General features: G+C 43.8%; 21 protein-coding genes. 13 read left to right on the forward strand and 8 right to left on the reverse strand.

Going from position 1 to position 25,304, the window contains the following annotated elements; genetic code table 11:
* Positions 1 to 1,509, forward strand: coding sequence for an alpha,alpha-trehalase TreF (gene treF / locus KYS23_RS04680; RefSeq protein ID WP_218418152.1), 1,509 nt, complete (start codon positions 1 to 3; stop codon positions 1,507 to 1,509).
* A gap of 107 nt (positions 1,510 to 1,616) precedes the next feature.
* On the opposite strand, the gene KYS23_RS04685 is transcribed toward treF, so the two are convergent.
* Positions 1,617 to 2,495 (reverse strand): DMT family transporter, encoded by an 879-nt coding sequence (locus KYS23_RS04685; protein ID WP_218418153.1) that lies wholly within the window; start codon positions 2,493 to 2,495, stop codon positions 1,617 to 1,619.
* A gap of 209 nt (positions 2,496 to 2,704) precedes the next feature.
* On the opposite strand from KYS23_RS04685, the gene KYS23_RS04690 reads away from it, so the two are divergent.
* Complete coding sequence (locus KYS23_RS04690; RefSeq protein WP_218418154.1) at positions 2,705 to 3,208, forward strand: HAD family hydrolase; 504 nt, start codon at positions 2,705 to 2,707, stop codon at positions 3,206 to 3,208.
* On the opposite strand, the gene KYS23_RS04695 is transcribed toward KYS23_RS04690, so the two are convergent.
* Complete coding sequence (locus tag KYS23_RS04695; RefSeq protein WP_218418155.1) at positions 3,167 to 3,370, reverse strand: hypothetical protein; 204 nt, start codon at positions 3,368 to 3,370, stop codon at positions 3,167 to 3,169. The genes KYS23_RS04690 and KYS23_RS04695 overlap by 42 nt on opposite strands.
* Before the next feature lie 81 nt (positions 3,371 to 3,451).
* On the opposite strand from KYS23_RS04695, the gene KYS23_RS04700 reads away from it, so the two are divergent.
* Positions 3,452 to 7,366, forward strand: coding sequence for a hybrid sensor histidine kinase/response regulator transcription factor (locus KYS23_RS04700; RefSeq protein ID WP_218418156.1), 3,915 nt, complete (start codon positions 3,452 to 3,454; stop codon positions 7,364 to 7,366).
* Positions 7,367 to 8,847: 1,481 nt separating this feature from the next.
* Positions 8,848 to 10,461, forward strand: a complete 1,614-nt coding sequence (locus KYS23_RS04705) for a polysaccharide lyase family 7 protein (RefSeq protein WP_159528177.1) — start codon at positions 8,848 to 8,850, stop codon at positions 10,459 to 10,461.
* Positions 10,462 to 10,518: 57 nt separating this feature from the next.
* On the opposite strand, the gene KYS23_RS04710 is transcribed toward KYS23_RS04705, so the two are convergent.
* From KYS23_RS04710 to KYS23_RS04720, 3 genes are all read right to left on the reverse strand, one after another.
* On the reverse strand, positions 10,519 to 10,842 hold the full coding sequence (locus KYS23_RS04710; protein WP_013785755.1) for a DUF3392 family protein: 324 nt from the start codon (positions 10,840 to 10,842) through the stop codon (positions 10,519 to 10,521).
* 98 nt (positions 10,843 to 10,940) lie between these two features.
* Entirely contained in the window at positions 10,941 to 11,816 is an 876-nt protein-coding gene (locus KYS23_RS04715; protein WP_159528179.1) for a sugar phosphate isomerase/epimerase family protein, read from the reverse strand.
* 31 nt (positions 11,817 to 11,847) lie between these two features.
* On the reverse strand, positions 11,848 to 12,855 hold the full coding sequence (locus KYS23_RS04720) for a LacI family DNA-binding transcriptional regulator (protein ID WP_013785753.1): 1,008 nt from the start codon (positions 12,853 to 12,855) through the stop codon (positions 11,848 to 11,850).
* Between the two features lie 378 nt (positions 12,856 to 13,233).
* Here KYS23_RS04720 and KYS23_RS04725 point away from each other — a divergent pair, with 378 nt between their 5' ends.
* The 7 genes from KYS23_RS04725 (at position 13,234) to KYS23_RS04755 (ending at position 20,993) form a co-directional block, all read left to right on the forward strand.
* Positions 13,234 to 14,397 carry a Gfo/Idh/MocA family protein gene (locus KYS23_RS04725; RefSeq protein ID WP_218418185.1) on the forward strand — a complete coding sequence of 388 codons (1,164 nt, stop codon included), beginning with the start codon at positions 13,234 to 13,236 and terminating at the stop codon, positions 14,395 to 14,397.
* 15 nt (positions 14,398 to 14,412) lie between these two features.
* On the forward strand, positions 14,413 to 15,504 hold the full coding sequence (locus KYS23_RS04730) for a sugar phosphate isomerase/epimerase family protein (RefSeq protein ID WP_218418157.1): 1,092 nt from the start codon (positions 14,413 to 14,415) through the stop codon (positions 15,502 to 15,504).
* Between the two features lie 32 nt (positions 15,505 to 15,536).
* Entirely contained in the window at positions 15,537 to 16,751 is a 1,215-nt protein-coding gene (locus KYS23_RS04735) for a nucleoside permease (RefSeq protein WP_218395682.1), read from the forward strand.
* A complete protein-coding gene (locus tag KYS23_RS04740) occupies positions 16,744 to 17,670 on the forward strand; it encodes a hydroxypyruvate isomerase family protein (RefSeq protein WP_159528186.1) in 927 nt (308 codons plus the stop codon). Before KYS23_RS04735 ends, KYS23_RS04740 begins: the two co-directional genes overlap by 8 nt.
* A gap of 49 nt (positions 17,671 to 17,719) precedes the next feature.
* A complete protein-coding gene (locus KYS23_RS04745; protein WP_159528188.1) occupies positions 17,720 to 19,405 on the forward strand; it encodes a GMC oxidoreductase in 1,686 nt (561 codons plus the stop codon).
* On the forward strand, positions 19,405 to 20,022 hold the full coding sequence (locus KYS23_RS04750; RefSeq protein WP_159528190.1) for a gluconate 2-dehydrogenase subunit 3 family protein: 618 nt from the start codon (positions 19,405 to 19,407) through the stop codon (positions 20,020 to 20,022). The genes KYS23_RS04745 and KYS23_RS04750 overlap by 1 nt, the downstream gene beginning before the upstream one ends.
* 146 nt (positions 20,023 to 20,168) lie before the next feature.
* Positions 20,169 to 20,993 (forward strand): 3-keto-disaccharide hydrolase, encoded by an 825-nt coding sequence (locus KYS23_RS04755; RefSeq protein WP_232370554.1) that lies wholly within the window; start codon positions 20,169 to 20,171, stop codon positions 20,991 to 20,993.
* Between the two features lie 187 nt (positions 20,994 to 21,180).
* On the opposite strand, the gene KYS23_RS04760 is transcribed toward KYS23_RS04755, so the two are convergent.
* Positions 21,181 to 22,071 (reverse strand): LysR family transcriptional regulator, encoded by an 891-nt coding sequence (locus KYS23_RS04760; protein WP_218418158.1) that lies wholly within the window; start codon positions 22,069 to 22,071, stop codon positions 21,181 to 21,183.
* Between the two features lie 186 nt (positions 22,072 to 22,257).
* On the opposite strand from KYS23_RS04760, the gene KYS23_RS04765 reads away from it, so the two are divergent.
* Positions 22,258 to 22,932: a type 1 glutamine amidotransferase domain-containing protein gene (locus KYS23_RS04765; RefSeq protein WP_218418159.1), complete on the forward strand. Its 675-nt coding sequence runs from the start codon at positions 22,258 to 22,260 to the stop codon at positions 22,930 to 22,932.
* Between the two features lie 37 nt (positions 22,933 to 22,969).
* Here KYS23_RS04765 and KYS23_RS04770 read toward each other — a convergent pair whose 3' ends face one another.
* The gene (locus KYS23_RS04770; RefSeq protein ID WP_159528195.1) at positions 22,970 to 24,118 is read right to left on the reverse strand and encodes an iron-containing alcohol dehydrogenase; all 1,149 of its coding nucleotides are present in this window, start codon (positions 24,116 to 24,118) and stop codon (positions 22,970 to 22,972) included.
* Positions 24,119 to 24,320: 202 nt separating this feature from the next.
* Between KYS23_RS04770 and KYS23_RS04775 the strand changes: the two genes are divergently transcribed.
* The gene (locus tag KYS23_RS04775) at positions 24,321 to 24,497 is read left to right on the forward strand and encodes a hypothetical protein (protein ID WP_159528197.1); all 177 of its coding nucleotides are present in this window, start codon (positions 24,321 to 24,323) and stop codon (positions 24,495 to 24,497) included.
* On the opposite strand, the gene KYS23_RS04780 is transcribed toward KYS23_RS04775, so the two are convergent.
* The gene (locus KYS23_RS04780) at positions 24,498 to 25,301 is read right to left on the reverse strand and encodes a HupE/UreJ family protein (protein ID WP_159528199.1); all 804 of its coding nucleotides are present in this window, start codon (positions 25,299 to 25,301) and stop codon (positions 24,498 to 24,500) included.
* Between the last annotated feature and the right edge of the window lie 3 nt (positions 25,302 to 25,304).

Consider the following 25,304-nt stretch of genomic DNA (forward strand, 5'->3'; position numbering starts at 1 on the left):
ATGGCATTAACTACAAGTGGCTGGCGCACCTGCTTACCATTTTTTCAAAGCAATTTGTTTAAAGATGTGCAAAACGCGGCCTTGTTTGAAGACAGTAAGACCTTTGCCGATGCCATTATACTAAGTGATTGGCAGAACGTAATAAGCCAATACGAGCAGCAGAAAAATAACGAAGGCTTTAGTTTATCGTCGTTCGTTGAAACATATTTTAACATACCGGACATGGTGGCAAGCAGCACAGATTTAACATTCAGTGCTGTACCAGACTATGTGCAACATATGTGGGATGTACTTACCCGTACACCAGATGCAGAAAATATAGATAGCCTTATTAGTCTATCGCGCCCGTACATAGTACCAGGCGGCAGATTCAGAGAAATATATTACTGGGATAGCTACTTTACCGCCTTAGGCTTAATCGATTCTGGTAAGGCCAACATGGCAGTCAACATGTTGGAAAATTTCTTAGATATACTGGATGAAGTAGGCTGTATTCCAAACGGAAATCGAGCCTATTATTACACCCGAAGCCAGCCGCCCGTGCTGGCGTTAATGTTCGCATTAGTAGAAAAAAAATTAACCAATACCCAGCGCCAACGCGCTATTGCCGGTATTGAAAAAGAATATGCATTTTGGATGAACGGCGCCAATAACTTAAGTAGCGCACAAGCGGTTAGCCACGCCTGCGATCATCTCGTTCGCATGCCAAACGGTGCATTACTTAACCGGTATTACGACAGCGAAGCCTCACCACGACCAGAATCGTACAGAGAAGATATTGAAACGGCAGAACTCGTAGGCGCAAAGTCAGTAGAATTTTACCGCCATATAAGGGCGGCTTGTGAATCAGGGTGGGATTTCAGTTCCCGTTGGCTTGCTGATGAAAGCGCCTTGTGTAGCATTCGTACAACTGAAATAGTCCCCATTGATTTGAACGCACTGCTGTATTTTGTTGAAAGTACATTGGCGCGGGTTAGCACCAAAGCCAGCAAATACCGTGAGGCCGCTGTTAACCGAAAGCAGGCAATAAATACCTATTTGTGGAATGAAGACAAAGCCTGTTTTTACGATTACCATTACCCCAGTAATACGCAAACTACCGTGCTTTCAGCGGCGGCAACCGTACCTTTGTTCGTAGAACTTGCCACCGATGCACAGGCTGTTGGGGTAAATGTTGCCCTTCAAACGCACTTGTTAGCACTCGGCGGAATAGTGACCACAGCAAATACCACTACTCAACAATGGGATTCACCCAATGGGTGGGCGCCTCTGCAATGGTTTGCGGTGAAAGGGCTACTAAATTATGGTTTTAGTGATGAAGCGAGCGACATTATTAATCGCTTTACGCAAACCATTGACGATCATTTTGCGCGAACCGGCGTAATGCTAGAAAAGTACAACGTGTGCGAGCCTGACAAAACGGCAAGTGGCGGGGAGTACGAAGTTCAGCTAGGGTTTGGTTGGACGAACGGCGTTTATACACGCTTTAAAACCATGCAAGGTGAATGAGAAGCCGCTAGCGCCCAAACCTTTACCTTTGAGTTATGAAGCAGTGTTAGCGGCGCTAGCTCCAAAAAGCATTAGCTATACACTGAATGCGAAAACGTCTTCTTGTACTACAAGGGTGTACCGAAGCTAACCAAAATACCCACACCCACCAACGCAATTACCGACCATATCAGCGTAGCCTTCGTGGCTTTTTCGCCCATAACCCAAGCAACGCCTAGCGACATTAACGCGCTGGTGGCGATTAAGGTTTGCACCACGGCAGCTTTAGCATAAGCAAAGGCAAACATTTGAAGGTAAATAGCGGCGGTAGTGCCTAATAAGGTGGCAAGTACAAACGCAGGCCAAACCCGTTGGTTGGTTGCTAATACTGGCATCCATTTAGTGCGGGTAATCACAATAAAGGGTACGACAAAAACCATACCGCCTACCAAGCGCAAGAAAGCTGCACTGGCGGCGTCTATATCACCACTACCTAGAATGTCGCGGCTAACCACAGCGCCTATAGCTTGGCACAATGCTGCCCCCACGCCATACATATAGCCTGAGGTTGCGAATACGTGCGTGGTATTTCGCTTGCGGGCTTTTATCACCATGTCTACCGACAATAACACTACTGCAATACCTACCCACTGCTGCCAGGTTATCCATTCACCAATAAACGCCATGGCAAAAAGGGCAGTAAATAAAGGCGCTAAGGTTTCGGCCACTAGTACCGCTTGGCTATCGCCAATAGATTTCAACGCTTTAAAAAAGCAGGTGTCGCCAATACCAATGCCAATAAAGCCGCTAAGTAGCAGCCAAAGTACAGCGTTGGTTTCATAAGCACTTGGCTGCACTACCGCAATAACCGCAGCCAAAATAGCAATAGAGATAAGGCCCTTCCAAAAATTCATGGTAAGGGGGGAGAACGCGTTACCTGTGCCCCTAAATAAACGTGCGGCTATTGCCCAACAAAGTGCCGTACCTAGTGCTGCGAATACACCCATTAGTAACCTATAAAATATGAAGCTTAGAAAAAAGAGCGGCTATGCTAAATGAAAGTGAATGCGTATGTTAGTAGATATTAAAGATTCCGAGTACAGAAAATAAGTTAACTAACTAAAAGTTAACGGAAACACAGCCAAGTTTGTGGCAATGTTATAGCACAAGGGCAAATAGCCTTACCTACCTTAAACGTAATTAAAGAGTATAAAGAATGGATTTAAGCGGTATTAAAGGTGTTATTTTCGATTTAGATGGCACTTTGGTTGAGTCTAGCCTTAACTTTTCGCAAATGAGAACCGATATAGGTTGCCCGCAAGATGAAGACATTCTTACATTTATAGACAATATGGTGTGTGAACAAGAAAAGCAGAACGCCAACCACGCCATATTGCAACACGAACTAACCGACGCACAAAACGCGAAATGGCTACCCCTTGGTAAGCAAATGGTAGATAAGGTTTTAGAGAATAACTTGCCCATAGCTATTGTTACACGCAACTGCCGAGAAGCCACGGCCATTAAAATAGCCAACAACCGCATACCCATTGAGTTTGTACTTACCCGAGAAGATGCACCCGCCAAGCCCGACCCCACAGCATTATTACACATAGCCCAACACTGGCAGCTACAACCCGAAGACTGCCTGTATGTGGGTGACTTTATTTACGACCAATTAGCCGCCGAAAATGCCGGTATGCGGTGCTTGTTGGTGTAGTGAGTCTAGACCTATGCCTGGGGGGATAGGATCTTCTGGACCGACCGGAAGAATAAACTCATAATTTTCAGTAATAAAGTATGAAGTAAACGTTCCACCATAGACATTAGTATAATCTTGCTCCTTTAACTCTTGAATGTTTGATTTTTGTTCGATATTCATAGTATTTCCTTTCTTGGATTTAATTATTTTCATTTTGCTCCGAAAGCATTTGGAGAATAAAAATAATTATGAGCAATAAATATGAATATAGGGACATATCGTGTAATTAAGCGATTTTTGGGTGTTTTTGGCTTAATTTTGCAGATTTTCTTACTGACTTCACATTTAAGTCAAGCATCAGCGAATGGGATAAGTTCGTACGGGAGAGGGATTTTTGCGGGAACTCCAACCGGACTGATAAGAGATATCGAAATCGCAGGAGATGTGATTTTTCTTGCTGCGGAAAATGGAGTGTTCAAGGTCATAGGCTCACATGCGGAGAGAATTCCTTTTAATCAATCTAATAGCAAAACAGGAATTATTTCGGACGTATCATTTGATGCTGACGGTTATCTATGGATTGTTGAATATGGAGTAGGGATTTTTAGATACAATTTGAATTCGGGTAGTTCTGAGGAATATCTATTACAAACTACAAAACTTGATAAAGTCTGGAAGATAATAATTTCTGATGATTTTTTAACTTTCTCTACCATCAATGGCATATTAATTTTAGACCGTGCGAGTGAAGAGCTTGTTGACTGGGCAGACAGTATCTCTCCTGGGAAATTATCCAAAGTTTATTCGTTAGCACTCCAATCGCAAACAAGAGTTCTAGGTCAATCGAAAGATCATTTAATAGATATTGATAGCAGAGGCGAGCAAGTTTCTCTCATATCTGTAAAAGAACATTTTAACAAACTATCAGAGATCACTGCGTTAGCCTCCCGTGAGGATACTATCTATGTAGGAGGTCCTGAAGGTGTCTACTCCATGAGTGCAGCTCTTCAGAAAATCTCATATATCCCATTTGATAACTCTTTAGCTGTGAAGAACCCTGTAAATAGTATTTTTGTATCGTCTAAAAATGAAGTATGGGTTGCCGCTGGTGGAATTTACAAAATTTCAGAAAGTAGAATTAATGCTTTGAATTGGATGAAGCCGATGTTGGACTCGGATGCTATCTATTCAATTATATCTGTTAATGAAACCAAGAATGGAGAAATACTACTGTCGTCCTCTCAATTGGGAATAATTGCACTGACGGGCTCTCAAAGGTCTGTCAACTACCTCAATTTCAAAGGATCGATTTATGAAAAAAATATTGAAGATTTCGGGCAGGATTCATCGGGGAGACTTTTTGTAAAGGATTCAGAAAACTCATATAACATTTCGAGAGACAACAGCACTTTAACTACGTTTACCGACAACAGGCCAAGCGGATGCTCCGACAAATATGAAGTATTGTTTGAGTCACTTTATAATAACTCCTTTGAGGAGTTAGACTTTTGTCAAAGCAGCCATAACCATGTACTCAAAGCCGACAGCAAGACATTCTACGCATATCTTAAAACACCTGATGGCTGGAAATATTTCTTATTTGATAAGACTAAAATATTAGACAGCTTTGACGCCCCTGCATTTGTAAGAGAGTCCATAGTATTGAGTAGTGGGGAAATCCTAGCTTATGACATTCATAGCACCTTACATTTTCAGTTATCAAAATATAAATGGAAGGTTCTCAGTGTAAATACCACGAAGTTGCAAGGTATAACATGTGCCATAGAGTTAGGTGATTCATATTTGATTTGCACGTCTGGAAGCGGTTTGAGGCAGATAAATAGTTCTACAGGAGAGGTTTCAAAGTCATCAATTTTTGGAGATATTGATATTAGGTTTATAAGGGGGGGGCATCTTAGTCAAGAAAATATTCTATGGTTAGCCACTAATATGGGACTTTTTGTCTACGATACTGAGCTCAACGTGCTATATGAATTAGATAGCAGGGCAGGAGTCTTTGATCTAGATTTCGGCTATAGAAAAATTTATGGGACTGGTGGAAAAGTTATCGTTGTGGGGGATAAATTAGTATACAACTTTGATGAGAGTCTTTTGCTACAGAGTCTTCGTCAAAGCGAAGATATGCTATCTAGCACAAGTATCTACAGAATAGAGTGGAAGAACAGTGGAGGTGATGTTAAATCCGTAAATCCGCATTATTTAGATGTGCCAATTGAATTAGAAAGTGAATATGGAACGTTAAGTTTCAGCGTTGCATCTAATAGCTACGTTGAAAGTTACAAACATAAACTAGAGTTTAGAATACTCGGGTATATTGAAGATTGGCAAACTCACAATGCATCAAGTATGAATTTGGCTATTTCTGATATTGGCTATGGTAATTTTGAATTACAAGCGCGAGTACAGCCGCCCCATAGCAGCGTCGAATACCCTATCAATTCTCTACATTTCAAAATAAATCCGCCATTCTATTTAAGTCGCTATGCCTATGTTCTGTATGCCATCCTTACGCTTCTCTGTTTATATTTGTACAGAAAAGGCTACCTAAAACTATTGGCTTTAGCGGTTATAAATACCTCATTAGTTCAGAAGATGTTAGGAAAATACGGCACAGAGCATAAGAACAAAGTAGAGGCATTAGCGCAAAACAAAATTCGACTTTTCAGCAATGTTTCGCACGAACTTCGCACGCCACTGCAACTCATTATGAGCGAGTTAGGTAATTCAAAGAAACGTGATTTAGTGGGTGAGAAGCTTAATATTACCGCGTTAGTTCACAACGTCCAAAGAATGGAAAACTTATTAGATCAAGTGAACACGGTAGACAAACTGGGTACTTCAACGCTCGAAAATTTTAGGTTGTACTCTGCTGATGATATCAAAATTATAGCAGCAAGCTTAGACTCATTAGTGAAAACAAAGCGCCAAGTACTCGATGTGAATATGCGAGGGACTGGCACTATATCACTCTTAAAAGGAAGCTTAGAGTCGATCATTGGCAACCTCATCACTAACGCGGTTAAATTTACCGAAAACAATGGGGTAATTAAATTCTCTGCCGTTTTTGATGAAGAAAACCTAACACTTAGCGTTAGGGATAATGGAAAAGGTATTGATGAGTCTAACCATCAAGAAATTTTCAAGCGTTACACAAGAATAGATCCATCTCCCGAAGCTGCAGGCGAAGGAATTGGTTTGTCTTTAGTTAAAGAGTTGGTGGCTATTAATCAGGGCCAAATATCTGTCGACAGCGTGCTGGGCAAAGGTACCAAGTTTATAGCTACTTTCCCCTTAGATGATATACAACTTTTAAATAGTCAAAACTTAGATGAAAGTACTGATAGTAATTGGGAAGATAAGCCAGCTATCTTGTTGGTTGATGATAGCCGTCAACTTCGCAATTACTTATTTAAGTTATTCTCTCCTACTTACAAATGCCTTGTCGCTAGAGACGGTAAACAGGCTTTAGATATTCTTCAAAGTCACCACGTTAACCTCGTCATAACCGACCTTATGATGCCAATTATGGGGGGGCTGAACTTTGTAGAAAAATTACGTGATACCGGTGATTTAAAATATTTACCTATTATCGTTTTAACGGCAAAAGTAGATGATGAATCGAAAGAAAGGGCATTGCAGGCGAATGTTGACTGTTTGCTTACTAAGCCTATCGCTGATGAAGAATTAATACTTAGAGTAAGGCATCTTGTAGCATTAAAACGTACCCCATCAAACAACCTTTCGTCGTCAGACATGACTGATAGTGAAGAAAGCTGTATTTTATTGCCAGAACTTTCGTCAGAAAAAGACATGGCTTTTTACCTGAATTTTATTTCTGTTTTAGAAAAAAATTATCAAGATGAATATTTTACTAGAGATAAAGCTGCTGATTTATTATTAATAAGCCCCAGAAGTTTAAACCGAAAACTTTCAGAGCTGTTCGATTACAACTTCAGTGAGTTTCTCTCGCGATTTAGGATAGATAAGTCCAAAGCCCTGCTAGCCGATGGCGCTTCAGTTATTTCGGTAGCTATAAGCGTAGGCTTTGCTGGGCCGTCCTACTTCTCAACCACATTCAAACGCATTGTAGGCATACCACCCAAACAGTATTCCAGCACTTTAGTTGAACCGCGCAGTTCCGAACAGCAGGTTTAACTACCAGCAATTCCTCCTAGGAAAAGTGAAATTGAAGCGCATACATTAATTTATTTAACCAATTTTGCATTAATTGATAATGCATTTGGTTTTTTATGTCTTTCTTTCTTAAATGGTTTTTGCTGGAAAGTCACTGTCGTTAGAAATAGACTCATTGAATAGTTCTTTTAAGGCAGGTATACCATTGGGTGAAAACGACTCCCCAATTTATAACGCCCCATTTTCTCTAATTTATATAAGTTTAAGGCTCATCATGAATCGAAAAAACGCATATAGACATTACCCTAAAGCTTTAGGGGCTATGGTACTATGGGTATTGGTAGTTTCCATCGTTAAACTTATACCAATAGACTGGCTTAGAACAACATTGATTGTATTAGCAACGGTTGTGACCTTTATCTATGCTTCTTTTTATATATCCAAAAAGGACTAAACATAGATTTCAATCAACAAGTAATAATGGCTAGGGGTAATGTGTGCTAATAAAAGAATCGATTTTAAGTTTGAAAAGGTCGGTGTTATTCTCACTAATGGTCTTGTGGAGCGCGTTCTTCGGAATATCGGTTCTACTTAGTCAAGCTGATGTCATTATTTTTTGGATGAAATTGAACCATTTTATAGTTATCGTACTTTCGTTCGTTTATTCAATTTTCTTCATTCTCGTTGCAACATCTTCAAGCATACAAAATTTAGTTATTCAAAATACAAAACGAAATCAATTTGATGAAAAAGTATTTTATTTTACTTCCTTTGTCTCTTTTGCCTTTTCAGCAACGACATTTTTTTTGAGTTTACAAGCAAAGTAGGGCGTTCCAAATTTGTTTGGGCTTAGCCGATGGTGCTTCAGTCATTTCGGCCGCTATAAGCGTCGCCTTTGCAGGGCCATCCTATTTCTCAACCACATTCAAACGTATTATGGGTATACCACCTAAACAGTATTCCAGCACTTTAGTTGAACCGCGCAGTTCCGAACAGCAGGTTTAACTACCAGTAATCCCTCCCATAAAAAGTCAGCTTAAACCGCATACATTAATTTCATTAACCAATATTGCACCTATTGGTAATGTATTTGGTTGTTGTTGTTCTGCCTTTTTATCTATTATTCAAGCTATGATCTTTGCAAAGGTAGCTTACCTGTTAACAATTTCAGAAATAATTCTCATTTTTGTTTTTCGATTTTGTAATTCTAACAACTTTCCATATCACTGAAATATATCAATTTTATTTTTATCTTTTTACTTTGAGCTTATTGTAAACTTGTTGGCTTACCTATTGGTAAGCTTTATTGTTAATAACTTGTGTTGATCTTATTGCTTTTTTGGTTAATCATTTTACACATGGTTTGGATCTTTGGTATTACCAATTTGGTAATCTTTATTTCTAGGCTATATCGAAAATTGAATTTCGTTTTTAGTCGCAGCAAATCTCGCTGGGCTTATTTTAATTGGTTTACTAAAACCGTTAATTACAGGACAAATTGCATGAACATCAGCACACGTAAAACATCGCTCTCTTTTGTAGTGGGCACCGCGCTTACCTTAGCAAGCACCTCGTTTGTATATGGGGCTTCAGTCGCCATCGATAACCCAGGGTTTGAAAGTGGGTTCGATGGCTGGGCCGATACCGATCCTTCCGCTGTCTCCGGGAATGCCTACGCAGGAAGCAGTTCAGCTAAAATTTCTGGTACTAACGGTAAAGTTGAACAATACGTTGATGTTACGCCCAACACCGATTACACCCTAAGCGCCTACGTGAAAGGTGTGGGTAAAATTGGTGCCGACGTAAACGGTACACGGTTTAATAGAACCGGCGGCGGCAGTGATTTTGAACCAGTATCGGTAAGCTTTAACTCAGGCTCTGCAACCTCTGTAAAAATCTATGCGAATTATTATGGCGGGGAAGGGCGGTTTGATAATTTCACTCTGGAAAGTTCGGGTTCAACAACGCCTACTGATAACGGAACATGTTCAGGAAATAACAACTTAAGTATTAGTACCGCGACCGACAATGGCACTAACGATGGGCATGGGCCGTTAAACACCATCGATAATGACTTAACTGATGAGTCTCGTTGGTCTTCTAATGGCACTGGCAAAACTATTACTTACGATTTAGGTGAAGTGGCTACGGTAAAAGAACTACAGGTAAAGTGGTTTAAAGGGAATACACGTAGCTCGTTTTTCAATGTGCATACTTCAACTAACAACAGCAACTGGAACGCGGTGTTACTTTCAGGTGCGTCAAACGGTTCAAGTTCCGGTTATGAAACGCATGACGTGACGGATTCCGATGCGCGTTATGTTCGTATTACCGGTTTAGAGAATTCTGCGAATACCTGGAATAGCATTGTCGAAACCAACATTTATGGCTGCGGCGGTGATATTGATGACACCACTGATCCAACAACTACTCCAACCGACTTCGACATGAGTGATTGGGATATGGAAGGTGCCGACCCACGTGTTGGCGACACGATGGAATTTGATGCCCTTCGTGAACAGCATGTTACGCCCAATGGTAATGGCTGGCGTCACGAGCTTAAAATCAAAGAAGAAAAACGTGTGGCAATGACTGCAGTTTATGAGGACTTTCAAGCCAATATAAAAGTAGAAATGTCGGATGGTTCAAAAGCCATTGTTGCCCAGCACCATGCTAGCGATACCGGCACTATCATGAAGTTGTACGTTTCTGATACCAGTGAGAGCGGCTTCACTCCAACATCGGCCGGTGTCGAAAGTGACAGTGTTGCTAGTAACGGTATTTTCGATGTGTTCGTCAGGCTAGCAAGGGAAGATGGTTCGGGCGAAGACAAGCAATTGCTGGGCACCATGATAAGTGGCCAAGATTTCGATTTTAGGGTGGTTAACGATCATGGTTACGTTACAGTATGGGCGTTTGGTGAGTCTTTCTCGCGTACAATTGAAGATAGCACTGAGTCTTATTTGAAATTTGGGAACTACTTGCAAGCACAAGATCCGGAAACCGGAGAAGATGTTGAAGACTCTAGCGATTGGGCTGCATTCTACGCAAGTGAAGGTATCACTGAAAGCTTGCTAACGTTCTCTAATATTGGCTATATAAGAAACGAAGACTAATAGCTGGCCGTAAAAATGTAAACATTATCAGGCGAAGCTTTCGGCTTCGCCTTTTTGTTAAATATACTTTCTGCGTTCTGCTAGGAAGCCAATAAACATAAACGCAAGTACAAAACCTGCGCCTTGGTACTGCCAAGGTAAGTAGGCGATAATGTGGTGCAGAAAAGGCGCGCCATAAAGGGTTAATGCGCCATAACCAAAGGCACATAGCACTACAAAAAGACTAACCCGTAGTATGAAATGATAAGGGGCTAAAATACGCTTTATATGGCTATTAATTATATCACCATACACCACTAAAATGGTGGCCATCAGCATGATACTCATTTCAGCGTAATAAGGGCTTAACGTGCGGGATAGGGCACTGAACAGTTCGTTCATACTACTTTACTCACGATAACGACACCTACATCATAAAGGTGACGTTATCATAACGATATATGTGGTTTTGCTAAAGCTTTTTGCTACAAAATGCTTTGCTACAAAGTACTGTTTAGCATACTCACCGCTTTATAGCCTTGCTCGATGGTGGCAATGCGGTCGCCGGTTTGATCCCGTTCCACAAATTTATGCTCAATTCCAGCCAGTTTTCCATTCGCAAAAATCGTTTCAAAGTCGATAACGCCTGTGCCCACATCGGCAAAACTACCGTCTGTTGCCATGTCTTTTACGTGCCATAATTTAAAGCGCCCAGGGTACTGTTTAAAATAATCTACTGGGTCTTTTCCGGCCTTTACTGCCCAATATAAATCTAGCTCCATAGACACTAAATTCGGGTCGGTTTCAGTAATAAGTACATCCAGTGGAATCTCATCATCACGCACTTCAAATTCGAAGTCATGATTGTGGTACGCAAGGGTAATATTGGCTTTGCTACACGCTTCGCCAATGGTGTTAAGCTTCTCAGCAAGTGCTTTGTAGGGCGCAATGCCCACGCCACGCTGCGCTTCGCTAAGCCAAGGCAGCACAAGGTATTTATGGCCTACGGTTTGAGCGTCTTCTAGCACTTGCTCTAAGTTTTTATCAAAGTCATTTAGCTGGATGTGGGCAGATGGAGCCGTTAACCCTTCGCCTTCTAATATAGTACTAATTTCTTTGGCGCTATGGCCAAAGTAACCCGCAAACTCAACCTCGTTGTAGCCTACCGCGCCCACTAATTTTAATGTGGCAGGCACGCTAACTTTCATAATGTCGCGCAGGGTATAAAGCTGCAGTCCAATACTGTTGCTCGCCATACCATTTAAAGACTTAGCCGTGTGTGAATGTGCAAGTACGCTGGGTATGGCGGCGCAACCTGCACCTATTGCCGCGGCTCGAATAAACTGCCTGCGGGTGAAGGTGGAAGTGGTAATCATAGCATTCTCCTTAACGCGCCATTATGCGCTGTTACACAATTCGGGCTGGGCCAGTACTGCCCCTAGCAATGAGTTCAAACGGCATAATAACTTTTGGTGCTTTACGAATTTTGCCGTTAATTACATCTATCAATAAGCTAACTGCCGTTTGGCCGAACTCTTCGGCTGGCTGGGCAATTGTGGTTAATGGTGGGTCGCAAAATGCCGAAAAGGCAATGTCATCAAATCCCGCGACTGAAATATCTTCAGGTATACGCAGGCCAGCTTGTTTTAATGCTTGCATAGCACCTATTGCCGTTTCATCGTTTTCACAAAAAACGGCAGTGGGCCTGTCTGCTTGCTGAGCAATGGTTACGCCGGCGTTATAGCCTGCTTGAAGCGTGAAGTCGCCAGGAAATAGCAGGCTGTCGTCGAAGGCAATATTGGCGTCGTTTAGCGCATCTTTATAGCCTAATAATCGGTCTTGTGTGAGCGGGCTAGAGTGAGGGCCTTTTATCATAGCAATACGAGTATGACCCAAGCCTAACAGGTGTTCGGTCATGGCTTTTGCCGCGGCACGGTTATCAAGCGACACAGTAGGGTAATTACCCTCATCAATCACTTCGCAGGCATTTACCATGGGTAAAAGGCCGTTGTCGTTAATCATGCTGTTGTCGAATGGGTTTAACGCGCGTAACTGAATAAGTCCATCGGCCTGCGAGGTGCTAACCATTTTTGCGTAATGGCTTTCAATGTCAGGGTTACCCAAGGTATTTGCCAGTAAAATAGAGTAGCCCAATTCGGCGGCCGTTTCTTGCATGCCGCTAATCACGCGCGCAAAAAATACATTCGCGACAGTAGGAACCAACACAACCAAGTTGTGGGTTTTTCCCGAACGAAACTTTACCGCCATTAAGTTGGGCTTGTAGCCCACAAGGTCTACTGCCGTCATTACTTTGGTGCGGGTTTTCGGAGAAACGCGTTCGGGTTGTTGAAGTGCCCGAGACACTGTTGCTACCGAAACGCCAGCGCTATCAGCAACGTCTCTAATATTTGCCATTTACTCGTGTCTTATTTTTATTCGCGCATTTGCGAACAGGTTAGATTGATGTAACCGATATCATTTTCAATTTAGAATACGGATCTTTCTTAGAAAATCCAGTACTAAGTGTATACTTTTTGTAAATACTTTTGGCATCTTAACCCGCTCATTCGATGTTCTAAAGCAAAATACGTTCGTTTAAGGGCTATTTAGCTTATCTTCTTAAACTTAAGTTTAACAAAAAACGCTCAAATACATTGACAGGTAAAAATGTAATCCGTTACATTTTAAATATAGTTACAATAATGCAACAAGTTTGCAATGAGCAAGCTTGATACTGGTATGGTTTTCCGGTTAAGCACTGCACCACAACAGGAGCTACGCAGCATGGCGAAAATGCAAAAAATAAGATTAGGAATGATTGGTGGTGGTGAAGGCGCATTTATTGGTGCGGTTCATCGCAACGCATTCGGGTTAGATGGCCAGTACGATTTAGTATGTGGAGCCTTTAGTCGCGACCCCAACAACAATGAAAGCACGGCAGATAGTTTAGGCGTTGAACATAGTCGTACCTATGCCTCGTGGGAAGACATGCTAGACAAAGAGGCTGCGCTTCCAGAGCAGCAACGCATGCAAGTGGTGTCTATTGTTACGCCGAATCATTTACACGTACCTATTTCAGTGGCCGCAATAAATGCGGGTTTTCACGTGTTCTGCGAAAAGCCCGCTGGCGTTGGCTTAGGCGAAGTAAAAGACTTACAAGACTTACTCCATAGTACCGACAGATTATACGGTTTAGCGCACACCTATTTAGGTTATCCCATGGTGTGGCAAGCGCGCCACATGGTTCAAAGCGGCATGCTAGGTAACATTCGTAAAGTGTTTGTTGAGTACCCACAGGGGTGGCTATCGGCAAATGAAGAAACCCACAACAAACAAGCCAAATGGCGTACCGACCCAAGTTTAGCGGGCGGTAGCGGCTGCATGGGCGACATTGGTACTCACGCTTTTGGGCTCGCTGAATTTGTTTTAGATGATGCTATCACCGCTTTGTGTGGTCAGCTATACACGCACATCGAGGACAGACAGTTAGATGACGATGGCGCAGCACTGATTAAAACCAAGAAGGGTGCTACTGGTGTGTTGATTGCCAGCCAAGTGTGCGCAGGTGAAGAAAACGCCTTAAAGATAAAAGTATATGGCGATAAAGGCGGATTAGAGTGGCATCAAATGGAGCCGAACTCTGTGGTGTATCGCCCCATTGGCCAACCCTATCAGGTATTCCGGGCAGGGTTAGGGCAACCCGGCTTGTGTGATGAAGCAGTTAATCGTTGTCGTATTCCAGGTGGGCACCCCGAAGGTTACCTAGAAGCCATGGCGAATTTATATAACGACTTTGCTGCTGCGGTGCATTGCCAAACTGGCAGCACAAACAGTAAGGCAAGTGGTGTGCCTGGCATTAATTCCGGTCTTCGAGGAATGGCGTTTATTGATGCCATGCTGGCCAGTAGTGAAAGTGATACTAAATGGGAAACCGTCAGCCCAGTTGGTACAGAATAAGTGGAGCATGTGGCAATGGAACAACAAGCAAAAGAACAACAAGCAAACGAAGCAAAACCAATTAAAGGCCCTGCCGTCTTTTTAGCCCAATTTATGGGTAAAGAAGCCCCCTTCGATACACTTGAAAACATGGCCAAGTGGGCCGCCTCATTGGGGTATAAAGGCATTCAAGTGCCTACCGATCCGGCACTGTTCGATTTAGAAAAAGCAGCAGAAAGCCAAGAATACTGTGACGAAGTTGCCGCTACCTGTAGGGCAGCGGGCGTAGAAATTACCGAGTTATCAACGCACTTGCAGGGGCAGTTGGTAGCGGTACATCCTGCGTACGATGAGCTATTTGATAACTTCGCGCCTGCACATTTACACGGCAACCCAAAAGCACGTACTGAATGGGCAGTGAACCAGCTTAAGTGCGCAGCTATTGCCAGCAAACGCTTAGGACTAAACGCGCACGCTACGTTCTCAGGTGCATTAATGTGGCATTTGGTGTACCCATGGCCGCAGCGTCCTGCTGGTTTAGTTGAGCAAGGGTTTGCCGAGCTAGCCAAGCGTTGGTTACCTATTTTAGATGCCTTCGATGAGGCTGGGGTAGATGTATGTTACGAAATTCACCCAGGTGAAGATTTGCATGATGGCGCTACCTTCGAAATGTTTTTGGCTGCGGTAGATAACCATCCTCGTGCCAATATTTTGTTCGATCCCAGTCACTTTGTACTGCAGCAGCTCGATTATCTCGATTTCATCGACAGATACCACAGCCGCATAAAAATGTTCCATGTGAAAGATGCCGAGTTCAACCCTAACGGCAGAAGTGGCGTTTATGGCGGCTATCAAGATTGGCAAGACCGCCCAGGACGTTTTCGTTCTCTTGGCGACGGGCAAGTCGATTTCAAAGGCATTTTCAGCAAACTGACTCAATACGGATTTAGCGGATGGGCCGTGCTTGAATGGGAATGCTGTTTAAAAGATTCAGCGCAAGGCGCCGCTGAGGGAGCGCCTTTTATTGCTGAGCATATTATTCAGCCAACCCGCTACGCATTCGATGATTTCGCCGGTGGCGAGGTTAGTGAAACGAAAAACAACCGCATTTTGGGCATAAGCGAATAACGCTGCCCCGCTGACACAGGATAATAAGAATCATGATAACCCTACGTCTTAGCACCATGATGTTTTTACAGTTCTTTATTTGGGGGGGCTGGTTTGTCACCTTGGGAACGTACTTAGCTAGCACCTTATCGGCCAGTGGTAGTCAAATGGGAATGGCATTCTCTACCCAAAGTTGGGGCGCGATCATTGCGCCTTTTATCGTAGGGTTAATAGCCGACCGGTTCTTTAACGCTGAACGTATTTTGGGTGTGCTGCACTTGTGTGGCGCGGTGCTCATGTACATGATGTATCAGGCGGGTGATTTCACCACTTTTTATCCGTACGTACTAGGCTACATGATTGCGTATATGCCAACGCTTGCATTGGTGAATTCAGTGGCTTTTGGCCAAATGACAAACCCTTCAAAAGAGTTCGGCAAAATTCGTGTGTGGGGCACCGTAGGTTGGATTGTTGCGGGCTTACTTATTAGCTACGTGTTTTCTTGGGATTCCACTTCTGCTATTGCTGATGGCATGCTTAGAAACACCTTTATGCTATGTGCAATAGCGTCGTTAGCCCTAGGTATATTCAGCTTTACCTTACCTGCAACACCGCCAAAAGCGGCAGGCCAAAAGACTGGCTTGCGCGATGTGTTGGGGTTAGATGCGCTAGCGTTACTTAAAGATAAGAACTTCTTTATCTTCTTTTTATCCTCTGTACTTATTTGTATTCCTCTTGCGTTTTACTACCAAAACGCCAATCCGTTCTTAACGGAAATTGGTGTTGAAAATGCCACGGGAAAAATGACGCTAGGTCAGGTTTCTGAAGTGTTATTCATGCTGGCTCTACCTGTTTTTCTTAACAAGTTTGGCATTAAGGCCACCTTATTAATAGGCATGGCGGCATGGGTAATACGGTATGCCTTATTCGCCTTTGGTAATGCAGACGAAGGGCTGTTTATGCTGATTGTGGGTATCGCCTTACATGGTATTTGCTACGACTTTTTCTTTGTGTCAGGGCAAATTTATACCGATGCCAAAGCTGGCGACCGCATCAAAAGCGCAGCTCAAGGGCTGATAACCTTGGCCACTTACGGGGTAGGTATGCTGATTGGTTTTGCGGTAGCAGGAAAAATTACCGATGAGTACACCACTGTCACATCTCACAGTTGGCAGGATATCTGGTTGTTCCCTGCAGGCTTTGCGGCGATTGTTTTGGTTATTTTCTTAGTACTGTTTAAATCTGAAAAGGTGAGTACTGATGCATAACGAACGCAGACGTAGCTTAATGAAAGCAATGGCGCTAACGGGCGCTGGTGTATTGGCACCTTCTGCGTTTAACAGCGCTCATGCAGCCAATGCAGCAGGGAATACAGCAGCCAATACTACAGAGCACGGCATGAAACAATCATCGCTAAAAGGCAATATTAATCATTCTGTTAGTCGCTGGACTTACGGCGACCTCTCCATTGAAGAGTTATGTAAATCCGTGAAGCAACTTAACTTCGCGGCTATTGATTTGGTGGGGCCGGAAGATTGGCCTGTACTGAAACAGTACGGTATTGATTCTTCTATGTGCAATGGCGCTGAAATTAGCCTTGAAGATGGCTTCATTCACAGTGAACTGCACGACGAATTAGAAGCGCGATACTTAAAGCATATCGACCTAGTGGCAGATGCTGGTTACACCAACCTAATTTGTTTTAGTGGCAATGCACGCGGAATGAGCAAAGAGGAAGGGCTAGATAATGCGGTGGCGGGTTTAAAACGCATTTTACCTCATGCACAGAAGCGTGGCGTGGTGATCTTTATGGAGCTATTTAATAGCAAAATAGATCACCCTGATTACATGGCCGATAGTTCAAAATGGGGTGTTCAGCTATGTAAACGTCTTGGCAGTAATCACTTTTCATTGCTGTACGACATTTACCATATGCAAATTAACGAAGGCGATATTATTCGCACCATTCGCGATTTTCATCCCTATTTTGGTCATTACCACACTGCCGGTGTGCCAGGCCGTAATGAAATTGATAGTACTCAAGAGCTGTATTATCCAGCCATCGCTAAGGCCATTTTAGAAACAGGTTTCGATGGGTATTTAGCGCAAGAGTTTATTCCAACACCAGATACAAAAGCAGGCAGAATTGAGTCGCTTAAAGAAGCGATCAGTATCTGCGACGTATGACTTTACAAGAAAACACCATACATGAAGTACGTGTTTAAGAGGACATAACATGGCGACGAACGAGTACGACGCAATCGTAGTAGGTTCAGGTATTAGCGGAGGCTGGGCAGCCAAAGAGCTCACCGAGAAAGGCCTAAAAGTGCTCATGCTTGAGCGCGGTAAAAACATCGAGCACATTAAAGACTACAAAAACGCACACAAAGAAGCGTGGGACTATCCACATCGTGACTTGCCAACACAGGCGATGAAAGTTGATTACCCTGTACTTAAGCGAGATTACCCGCTAAATGAGTCTACTAAAGGCATGTGGGCTAACGAGGTAGAAAACCCCTACACAGAAGATAAGCGTTTTGATTGGTTTCGAGGTTATCACGTAGGTGGTCGCTCACTAACGTGGGGGCGCCAAAGTTACCGATTAAACAAAGCCGACTTTGAAGCGAATGGTAAAGAAGGCGTAGCGGTAGATTGGCCTATTCGTTACGAAGATTTAGCCCCTTGGTATGACTACGTAGAAAAGTTTGCTGGGATTAGCGGAAACCGTGATGGTTTAGACGTGTTACCCGACGGCATCTACCAGCCTGCTATGGCGCTAAACTGCGTTGAAAAAGACGTGGCTGCACGAGTACAAAAAGCCTATAGCGGTGCTCGCCATATTATTCCCGGTCGCACCTCAAACATGACAGAGCCGAAGCCAGAACACGGACGTGCAAATTGCCAGTACCGTAATAAGTGCTGGTTGGGCTGTCCATTTGGTGGCTATTTCAGTACTCAGTCTTCAACGCTTCCTGCAGCAATGAAAACCGGTAACTTAACGCTTCGCCCTTTCTCTATTGTGAAAGAAATCTTGTTTGATAAAGACAAGAAGCGCGCGACTGGCGTTGAAATTATTGATGCTGAAACCAACGAAACATACGTTTTCAAAAGCAAGATCGTGTTTGTTAATGCCTCTGCATTTAATTCATCGTGGTTGTTAATGAACTCTGCCACCGATGTATGGGATGGCGGTTTAGGTAGCAGCAGCGGTGAATTAGGTCATAACGTGATGGATCACCATTTCCGAGTGGGTGCGTCAGCACAAGTTGAAGGCTACGACGACAAGTATACCTACGGTCGCCGCCCAAGTGGCTTCTATGTTCCGCGCTTTAGAAACTGGGGCGATGACAAACGAGACTACTTACGTGGATTTGGCTATCAAGGTGGCGCTGGCCGTTCAGGCTGGCGACAAGATGTGGCTGAGTTAGGTGTTGGTGCAAGCTTAAAAGAGGCTATGTCAGAACCCGGTGGTTGGACAATAGGCATGACGGCATTCGGTGAAATGTTGCCTGACCATTCAAATCGCATTTATCTGAACAAAAAAGTAAAAGACAAGTGGGGTTTGCCCGTACTCGCTATGGATGTTGAGATAAAAGAAAACGAACTGAAAATGCGTAAAGACATGCAGCAAGATGCCGTAGATATGTTTGAGGCCGCTGGCCTTAAAAACGTGAATGGCTGGGATGCAGACTACGCACCAGGCATGGGTATACATGAAATGGGTACTGCACGTATGGGCCGAGATGCTAAAACCTCAGTGCTAAACGGTCACAATCAAGTATGGGACGCGCCTAATGTTTTTGTGACTGACGGTGCATGTATGACATCGGCAAGTTGTGTAAACCCATCACTTACCTATATGGCACTTACCGCTCGCGCGGCTAGCTTTGCCGTAGAAGAGTTAAAGCGGAGGAACTTGTAATGGAACGTAGAGACCTATTAAAACTCATTGCTACCGCCACAGGTACTGCCCTTGTGGGTGGTAAAGCGCTTGCTTATGACATTGTTGCCCCTGTGCCTTTGTCTGAAACCGGGTTTTCGAAGGAAGATGTGGCTCTGATTAACGAAATGGCGGAAGTTATTATTCCGCAAACCGATACACCAGGAGCAAAAGCGGCCAATGTTGGCTTGGTTATTCCGGTGATTGTTGCCGATTGTTATACCCCGAAGTTACAAAAAGCGTTTAAAGAGGGCATGAAGACAATTAATGCTCGTAGTAATGAAGCATTTAAAAAAGACTTCCTGTTATTGAGTAGTACGCAGCGCGAAACCTTGTTTACAACATTAGATACAGAAGCGAAAGCCGCTAATGTAGCTGAAGGTATTAGCAATGGTATTCCAACAGCAAAGCCGAGCCAATGGGAGCCGGGCAGTGAAGGCCCGATCCCGCACTATTTCACGTTACTAAAACAACTTACTTTGTATACTTTTTTCACTTCGCAGGTAGGGGCCACCAAGGTGCTACGCTATGTGGCCATTCCCGGTTACTACAATGGTGAGCTGCCTTACGAAAAAGGCGACAAATCGTGGGCGACTTAAGGCTTTCACGAATCACGCCGTTTGTTAGTGATGGTGATAAGCGAAATAAACCCTTATAGGGCGCGAACGGCAAGTCACTGGGCAGCCGGTCAAGTTTAGCGGCTATATATCAGTTGGATAATAGATAAATTGTGCAGGGAAAATACATGACATTATACAAAAACGCGGTTCCTGGATTGGCGCCCAAAGTGGCGGCGTCTAACACCGGCTTTTCTTTAAATGCGGGCGCTCAAATTACATTAGCTGCTTTATTAGCGGCATCATTGACACCGTTAGCTTTCGCTGATGATGCAGAGCGACTTGAGCGCAGCAAGCAAGCGGCCAAAACAGAAGTGTGGGAGCCAGTACCCGCCGTGGTCAGTGCTAAAAAGAACGAAGTTCCTTCTGACGCTATCCCTTTATTAGCAAGCGATATGTCGGCGTGGGCGTCGGTAAAAGGCGGTAACGCCAATTGGGATTTCGCAAACGGTGAACTAACGGTAAAACCGGGCACAGGCGATATTAAAACCAAACAAGGTTTTTGTGATGTGCAACTTCACGTAGAGTGGAAAGTACCGCAGCCAGAGCCTGGTATGGAAGGGCAGCAGCGAAATAATAGCGGGATTTTCTTTCAGCAACGCTATGAAATCCAGGTGCTAGATTCTTACAATAATGCCACTTACCCAAATGGGCAGGCGGGCAGTGTGTATAAGCAAACTATTCCACTGGTAAACGCTATGCGCGCGCCTGGTGAATGGCAAGAATACGATATTATATATAAAGCGCCGGTATTCGATGGCGACGCACTTGAATCACCAGGGTACGTAACCGTTATTCACAACGGTGTGCTGGTACAAAACCATGTTGAGATTCAGGGCACTACCGAATGGATTGGTGCACCTAAATATAAAGCTCATGGTTGTGAGCCTATTCAGCTTCAAGATCATGGTAACTTAGTCAGCTTTAGAAACATGTGGGTGCGAGAGCTGTAAGTAAAGAGCGTAAGGTTTAGCTGATAAACAGCGAAGCACTAAATATAACCAATCAATACATACTGCCAGCAGATATTTTAATGCAATACCTGCTGGCAGTTTTTTATTAGCATCCTTTATTGGGTTTTTTATTTCTAAATGTATTTATGCCAAGCGCAAGGGGTTGCGCTTTACGTTATGAAAATATTCAAAGCGCCTTGTCTTCCCAATCTGCGAAGTACTGCACCAAGTAATCAATGGCCATTCGTACCCTAAGCGGCATAAAGCGTTTGTTCTGATATACAATCCAACTGCTTGCCCCGTCGCCCCAGTAAGGCTGCAATATAGGCTGTAGTCTTCCCGCCTCAACCGACGCACTAAACGTGCTTTTAGGCATATAGCCAATACCCAAACCTCGTTCACACGCATCAAGTACTGCATTCGCGTTATTACTGCGCCAGCGGCCTTTTACTTTTATATTTTCCTGCACACCATTGTTTGAAAACTTCCATACATCGTTGTTAGAAATAACGCAGCTATGTTTTTTCAATTCACTGGGGTGGGAGGGTTCGCCACATTGCGATAAGTAATCCTGGGTGGCAACGGCCATCATGGGTCGTTCAATCAGTTTACGTGCTATTAAATTTGAGTCGGCCAGTTCTCCATAGCGAATAACAAAGTCTACATCGTCTTCCACAAAGTTAACCATACGACTATTAAAATCCATATCCACAGTCAGCTCTGGGTGCGCTAACGCAAACTGCATTAATGCGGGTGCCACGGCGTGTTCGGCAAATCCGCCTGCGGCGCTTACTCGAAGAACACCATCGAGTGTTACCTGTTGAAGGCTCACCTGCTCATTGGCTTGTTGAAGGCCAATAAGCAAGTCTTTAGCGTGCTGGTAATAAAGTGCGCCGTTTTCGGTTAAATTCACTTGGCGGGTAGAGCGAGCCAATAAAACACAGCCAACTCGCTCTTCAAGACGCGCAACTTGCCTGCTGATGTGGCTGGTACTGCAACCTAGTTGCTTGGCCGCAGCTGAAAAGCCTTTGCGCTCGGCTACCGCTACAAACTCTATAATGCCTTCAAAGCTTTCCATCGAAACTTTCCATTAATTCAACGCGTGGTGATGTAAATTCGGATTATGCTTTTATTGAATAATTGTTGCTATATAGCAATAGTGATTTAACTATTTCGCATATTATCAAGTTATCAGGGATATTCTATAGTGTATGCACATGATTACTACGGCGCAGCTAATGTGCCTTACGCATAGGAAGAACCCATGAAAAAGATACTTATCCCAGTAACAAACCACGCCACACTAGGCACTACTGACCAAGCGAACGGTACTTATTCGCCGGAGATCACCCATGCAATCGATGTTTTTAACAAGCACGGCATAGATTACGATATCGCGTCTATCAATGGTGGTGCTATCCCTATTTACGGTACCGATATCGAAGACGACGATGTTAATGCCGCCGTGTTAAACAATGAAGACTTCAAACAGCGCACCAGCAACAGCATGCGCGTGTCAAACGTAAACATTAACGAATATGATGCGGTGTTCTATCCAGGGGGCTTCGGTTTATTGTCAGACTTGGCAAGCAACGAAGACTTTGCCAAGTTGTCTGCTGCCCATTATGAAAGTGGCGGCATTGTTGGCGCGGTATGCCACGGCCCGGCGGCTCTATTACCTATTAAGCTAAGCAATGGCGAAGATTTAATTGCGAGCAAAGCAATTACTGGCTTTACCCGCGAAGAAGAAGTGGATTACGGCACCATTAACGATATTCCGTTTTTACTTGAAGAAGCATTAGCTCGTAAAGCTGCTAAATTCAGCAAAGTTCAGCCGTGGAATGTACATGTTATAGAAGATGAGCGCGTTATCACGGGTCAAAATCCAGCAAGTGCTCATGCTGTTGCAGAAGCTATAGTAAGCCATCTAAATAGCTAATACCTAAATAGGTATTTAAGTAAGATTGATGAGGCGTTTAAAACGCCTCTTTGTATATCTGCGCGATATCTTGTTTGCTTAGTACTCTTGGATTGTTGCGTAGTAAACGGGTGACTTTGCTCGCTTCTTCTGCCAACAAGGGAATGGCATCTTCGCTAATATCAAAATCACGCAGTGTGGCGGGGATCTCTACTTTTCTGCACAGCGCCTCAATGGCATCCACTACCTGAATAGCAACGTCTAACTGACTTTTATTGGCAACGGGTAAATGTAAAAAGCCCGCCACATCAACAAAGCGCTGCTGGCATGCCCCTATATTCCAGCGCATAACATGTGGCAACATAACTGCATTGCTCATACCGTGGGACAAATGAAAGCGACCGCCAAGCGGATAAGCAAGCGCATGCACCGCTCCCACGCCTGCGTTACCAAACGCCAAGCCTGCCATTAAGCTTCCGGTTGCCATATCTTCACGTGCTTTAACATCGTGGCCGTTTGCATACGCCAAAGGAAGTGAGTGAAAGATAAGTGTCATGGCCTTGCTAGCCAGTGCATCAGTAATAGGGCTGGCATTCACGGACAAGTAGGCCTCAAGCGCATGCACAAATGCATCTACCCCACTGGCGGCAGTAATGTGTTTGGGGCAGCTTAATGTCATTTCAGGCGTCACAATGGCCACATCGGGCAATAGGTAGTCGCTCACAATACCTTTCTTAACGTGCGCGATTGGGTCGGCCAATATGGCAATATTGGTCACTTCTGAACCCGTGCCCGCCGTGGTAGGAATGGCAATAAGCGGTAATGCCCGGCCTGCAACCAAGTTCTCGCCAAACAAGTCTGCAATATTGCCAGTGTAATCAAATGTAGCCGCAAGCACTTTGGCGCTATCGATTGCGCTACCTCCGCCAACGGCAATAATCCCGTCTACCTTATGTTGTTTTAGTCGAGCAAGCCTTTGCTCAATAATGCTTATTTCAGGTTCAGGAGGAATGTCGTCTATCACAATAGGGCATTCGCAATTCAGTACATTGTTTACATGGCTAAGTGCACCAGATTGGCTGACGCCTTTGTCGGTAATAATGGCTGGCGCTTTTATATTTAATCTTGTAAGTTCATTGGCAAGGCTCGCTAACGCACCTTCACCTGTAATGAGTTTATTGGCTGATTTGAAGACTGACACCTGCATAGTACACCTGCTGAAAAAACTGAGCCTGATGCCAATGTAGTGGGAATAGTATGTGTTTACAAATTAGTAAACGTGATGATGCGCCCAATGATTTAGAAATCAAGTAACGGCCAATCTGCTGAGAACAACCAATCCCCACAAGCTAAACCTCATTAATAAATATGTTGTCTGCACTCATATTCGCTGTTGCCAAGAGCATGGTGTGTCGCAGTTTATGATTTGTACCGAGTGCGGGCTAGTGGAGGAAGTAGCCATTTCAAATACAGCATTAGATGTGCTTACTCAGCGGGTTAATGCATCAGGGTTTTCAATGGTCAGCCCTCATTTAGAAACGGCCTGTATTTGTCACAACTGCGAATCTACCCTAAGCGCAAAATGACTAAAGTAGTGTTCTTTCAATAAACCAAAAAGCGCCAACAGTACCCATCATAATAGATACTGGGATCTGCACTCTACTTCGATACCAGGTTTTCTCGCGCACGAAAAAAGTCATTGCGAAAGCCAGTAAAATCACACTGATTTGCCCTATCTCAACACCAATATTAAAAGCCAGTAGAGATGATATAAGAGCACCTTTGGGCAAACCGTACTCATTCAATACGGCAGCAAAGCCAAGCCCGTGAAGTAAGCCAAATCCAAACACTACCAATGAACGCCATTTTGATGTGTGCTTGTAAATAGTGTTTTCTACTGCAATCCATACAATCGATAAGGCGATCAAAGGTTCAACTATATAGCCCGGTACCGCTATTATGCCTAGTGATGCCACACCCAAGGTAATAGAATGCGCGAGCGTGAAGGCGGTCACTTGCCATAATAGAGAGGCTAGCAATAGGCTTGAGAAAAACAGTCCTAAAACAAACACGATATGATCGAGCCCTTTAGGAACAATATGCAGAAAACCGGCCTTAACATACAGACTGAATTTCTGCTGCCATGACATTGAGACTAATTTACGCATTTTCTTTCGTTTCAGCGCAGCTTCATATTCCTTATCGATTAATGTTGATTGAAGTTGTAGCTCTCCCATTTCGATATCGAGAATAATATCTTCATCTTGTGGATGTGCGTTAGTGGTCAACGGCGGTAACCACAAAAGCATAAACAATAGACCGCATGCAGACCATGAAGGCGATTTAAGTACAGAAAAAGGCCCAGCATCGAGCCTATTAACTATTAACATGAA

Source organism: Alteromonas lipotrueae, assembly GCF_019249255.1.
Classification (GTDB): domain Bacteria; phylum Pseudomonadota; class Gammaproteobacteria; order Enterobacterales; family Alteromonadaceae; genus Alteromonas; species Alteromonas lipotrueae.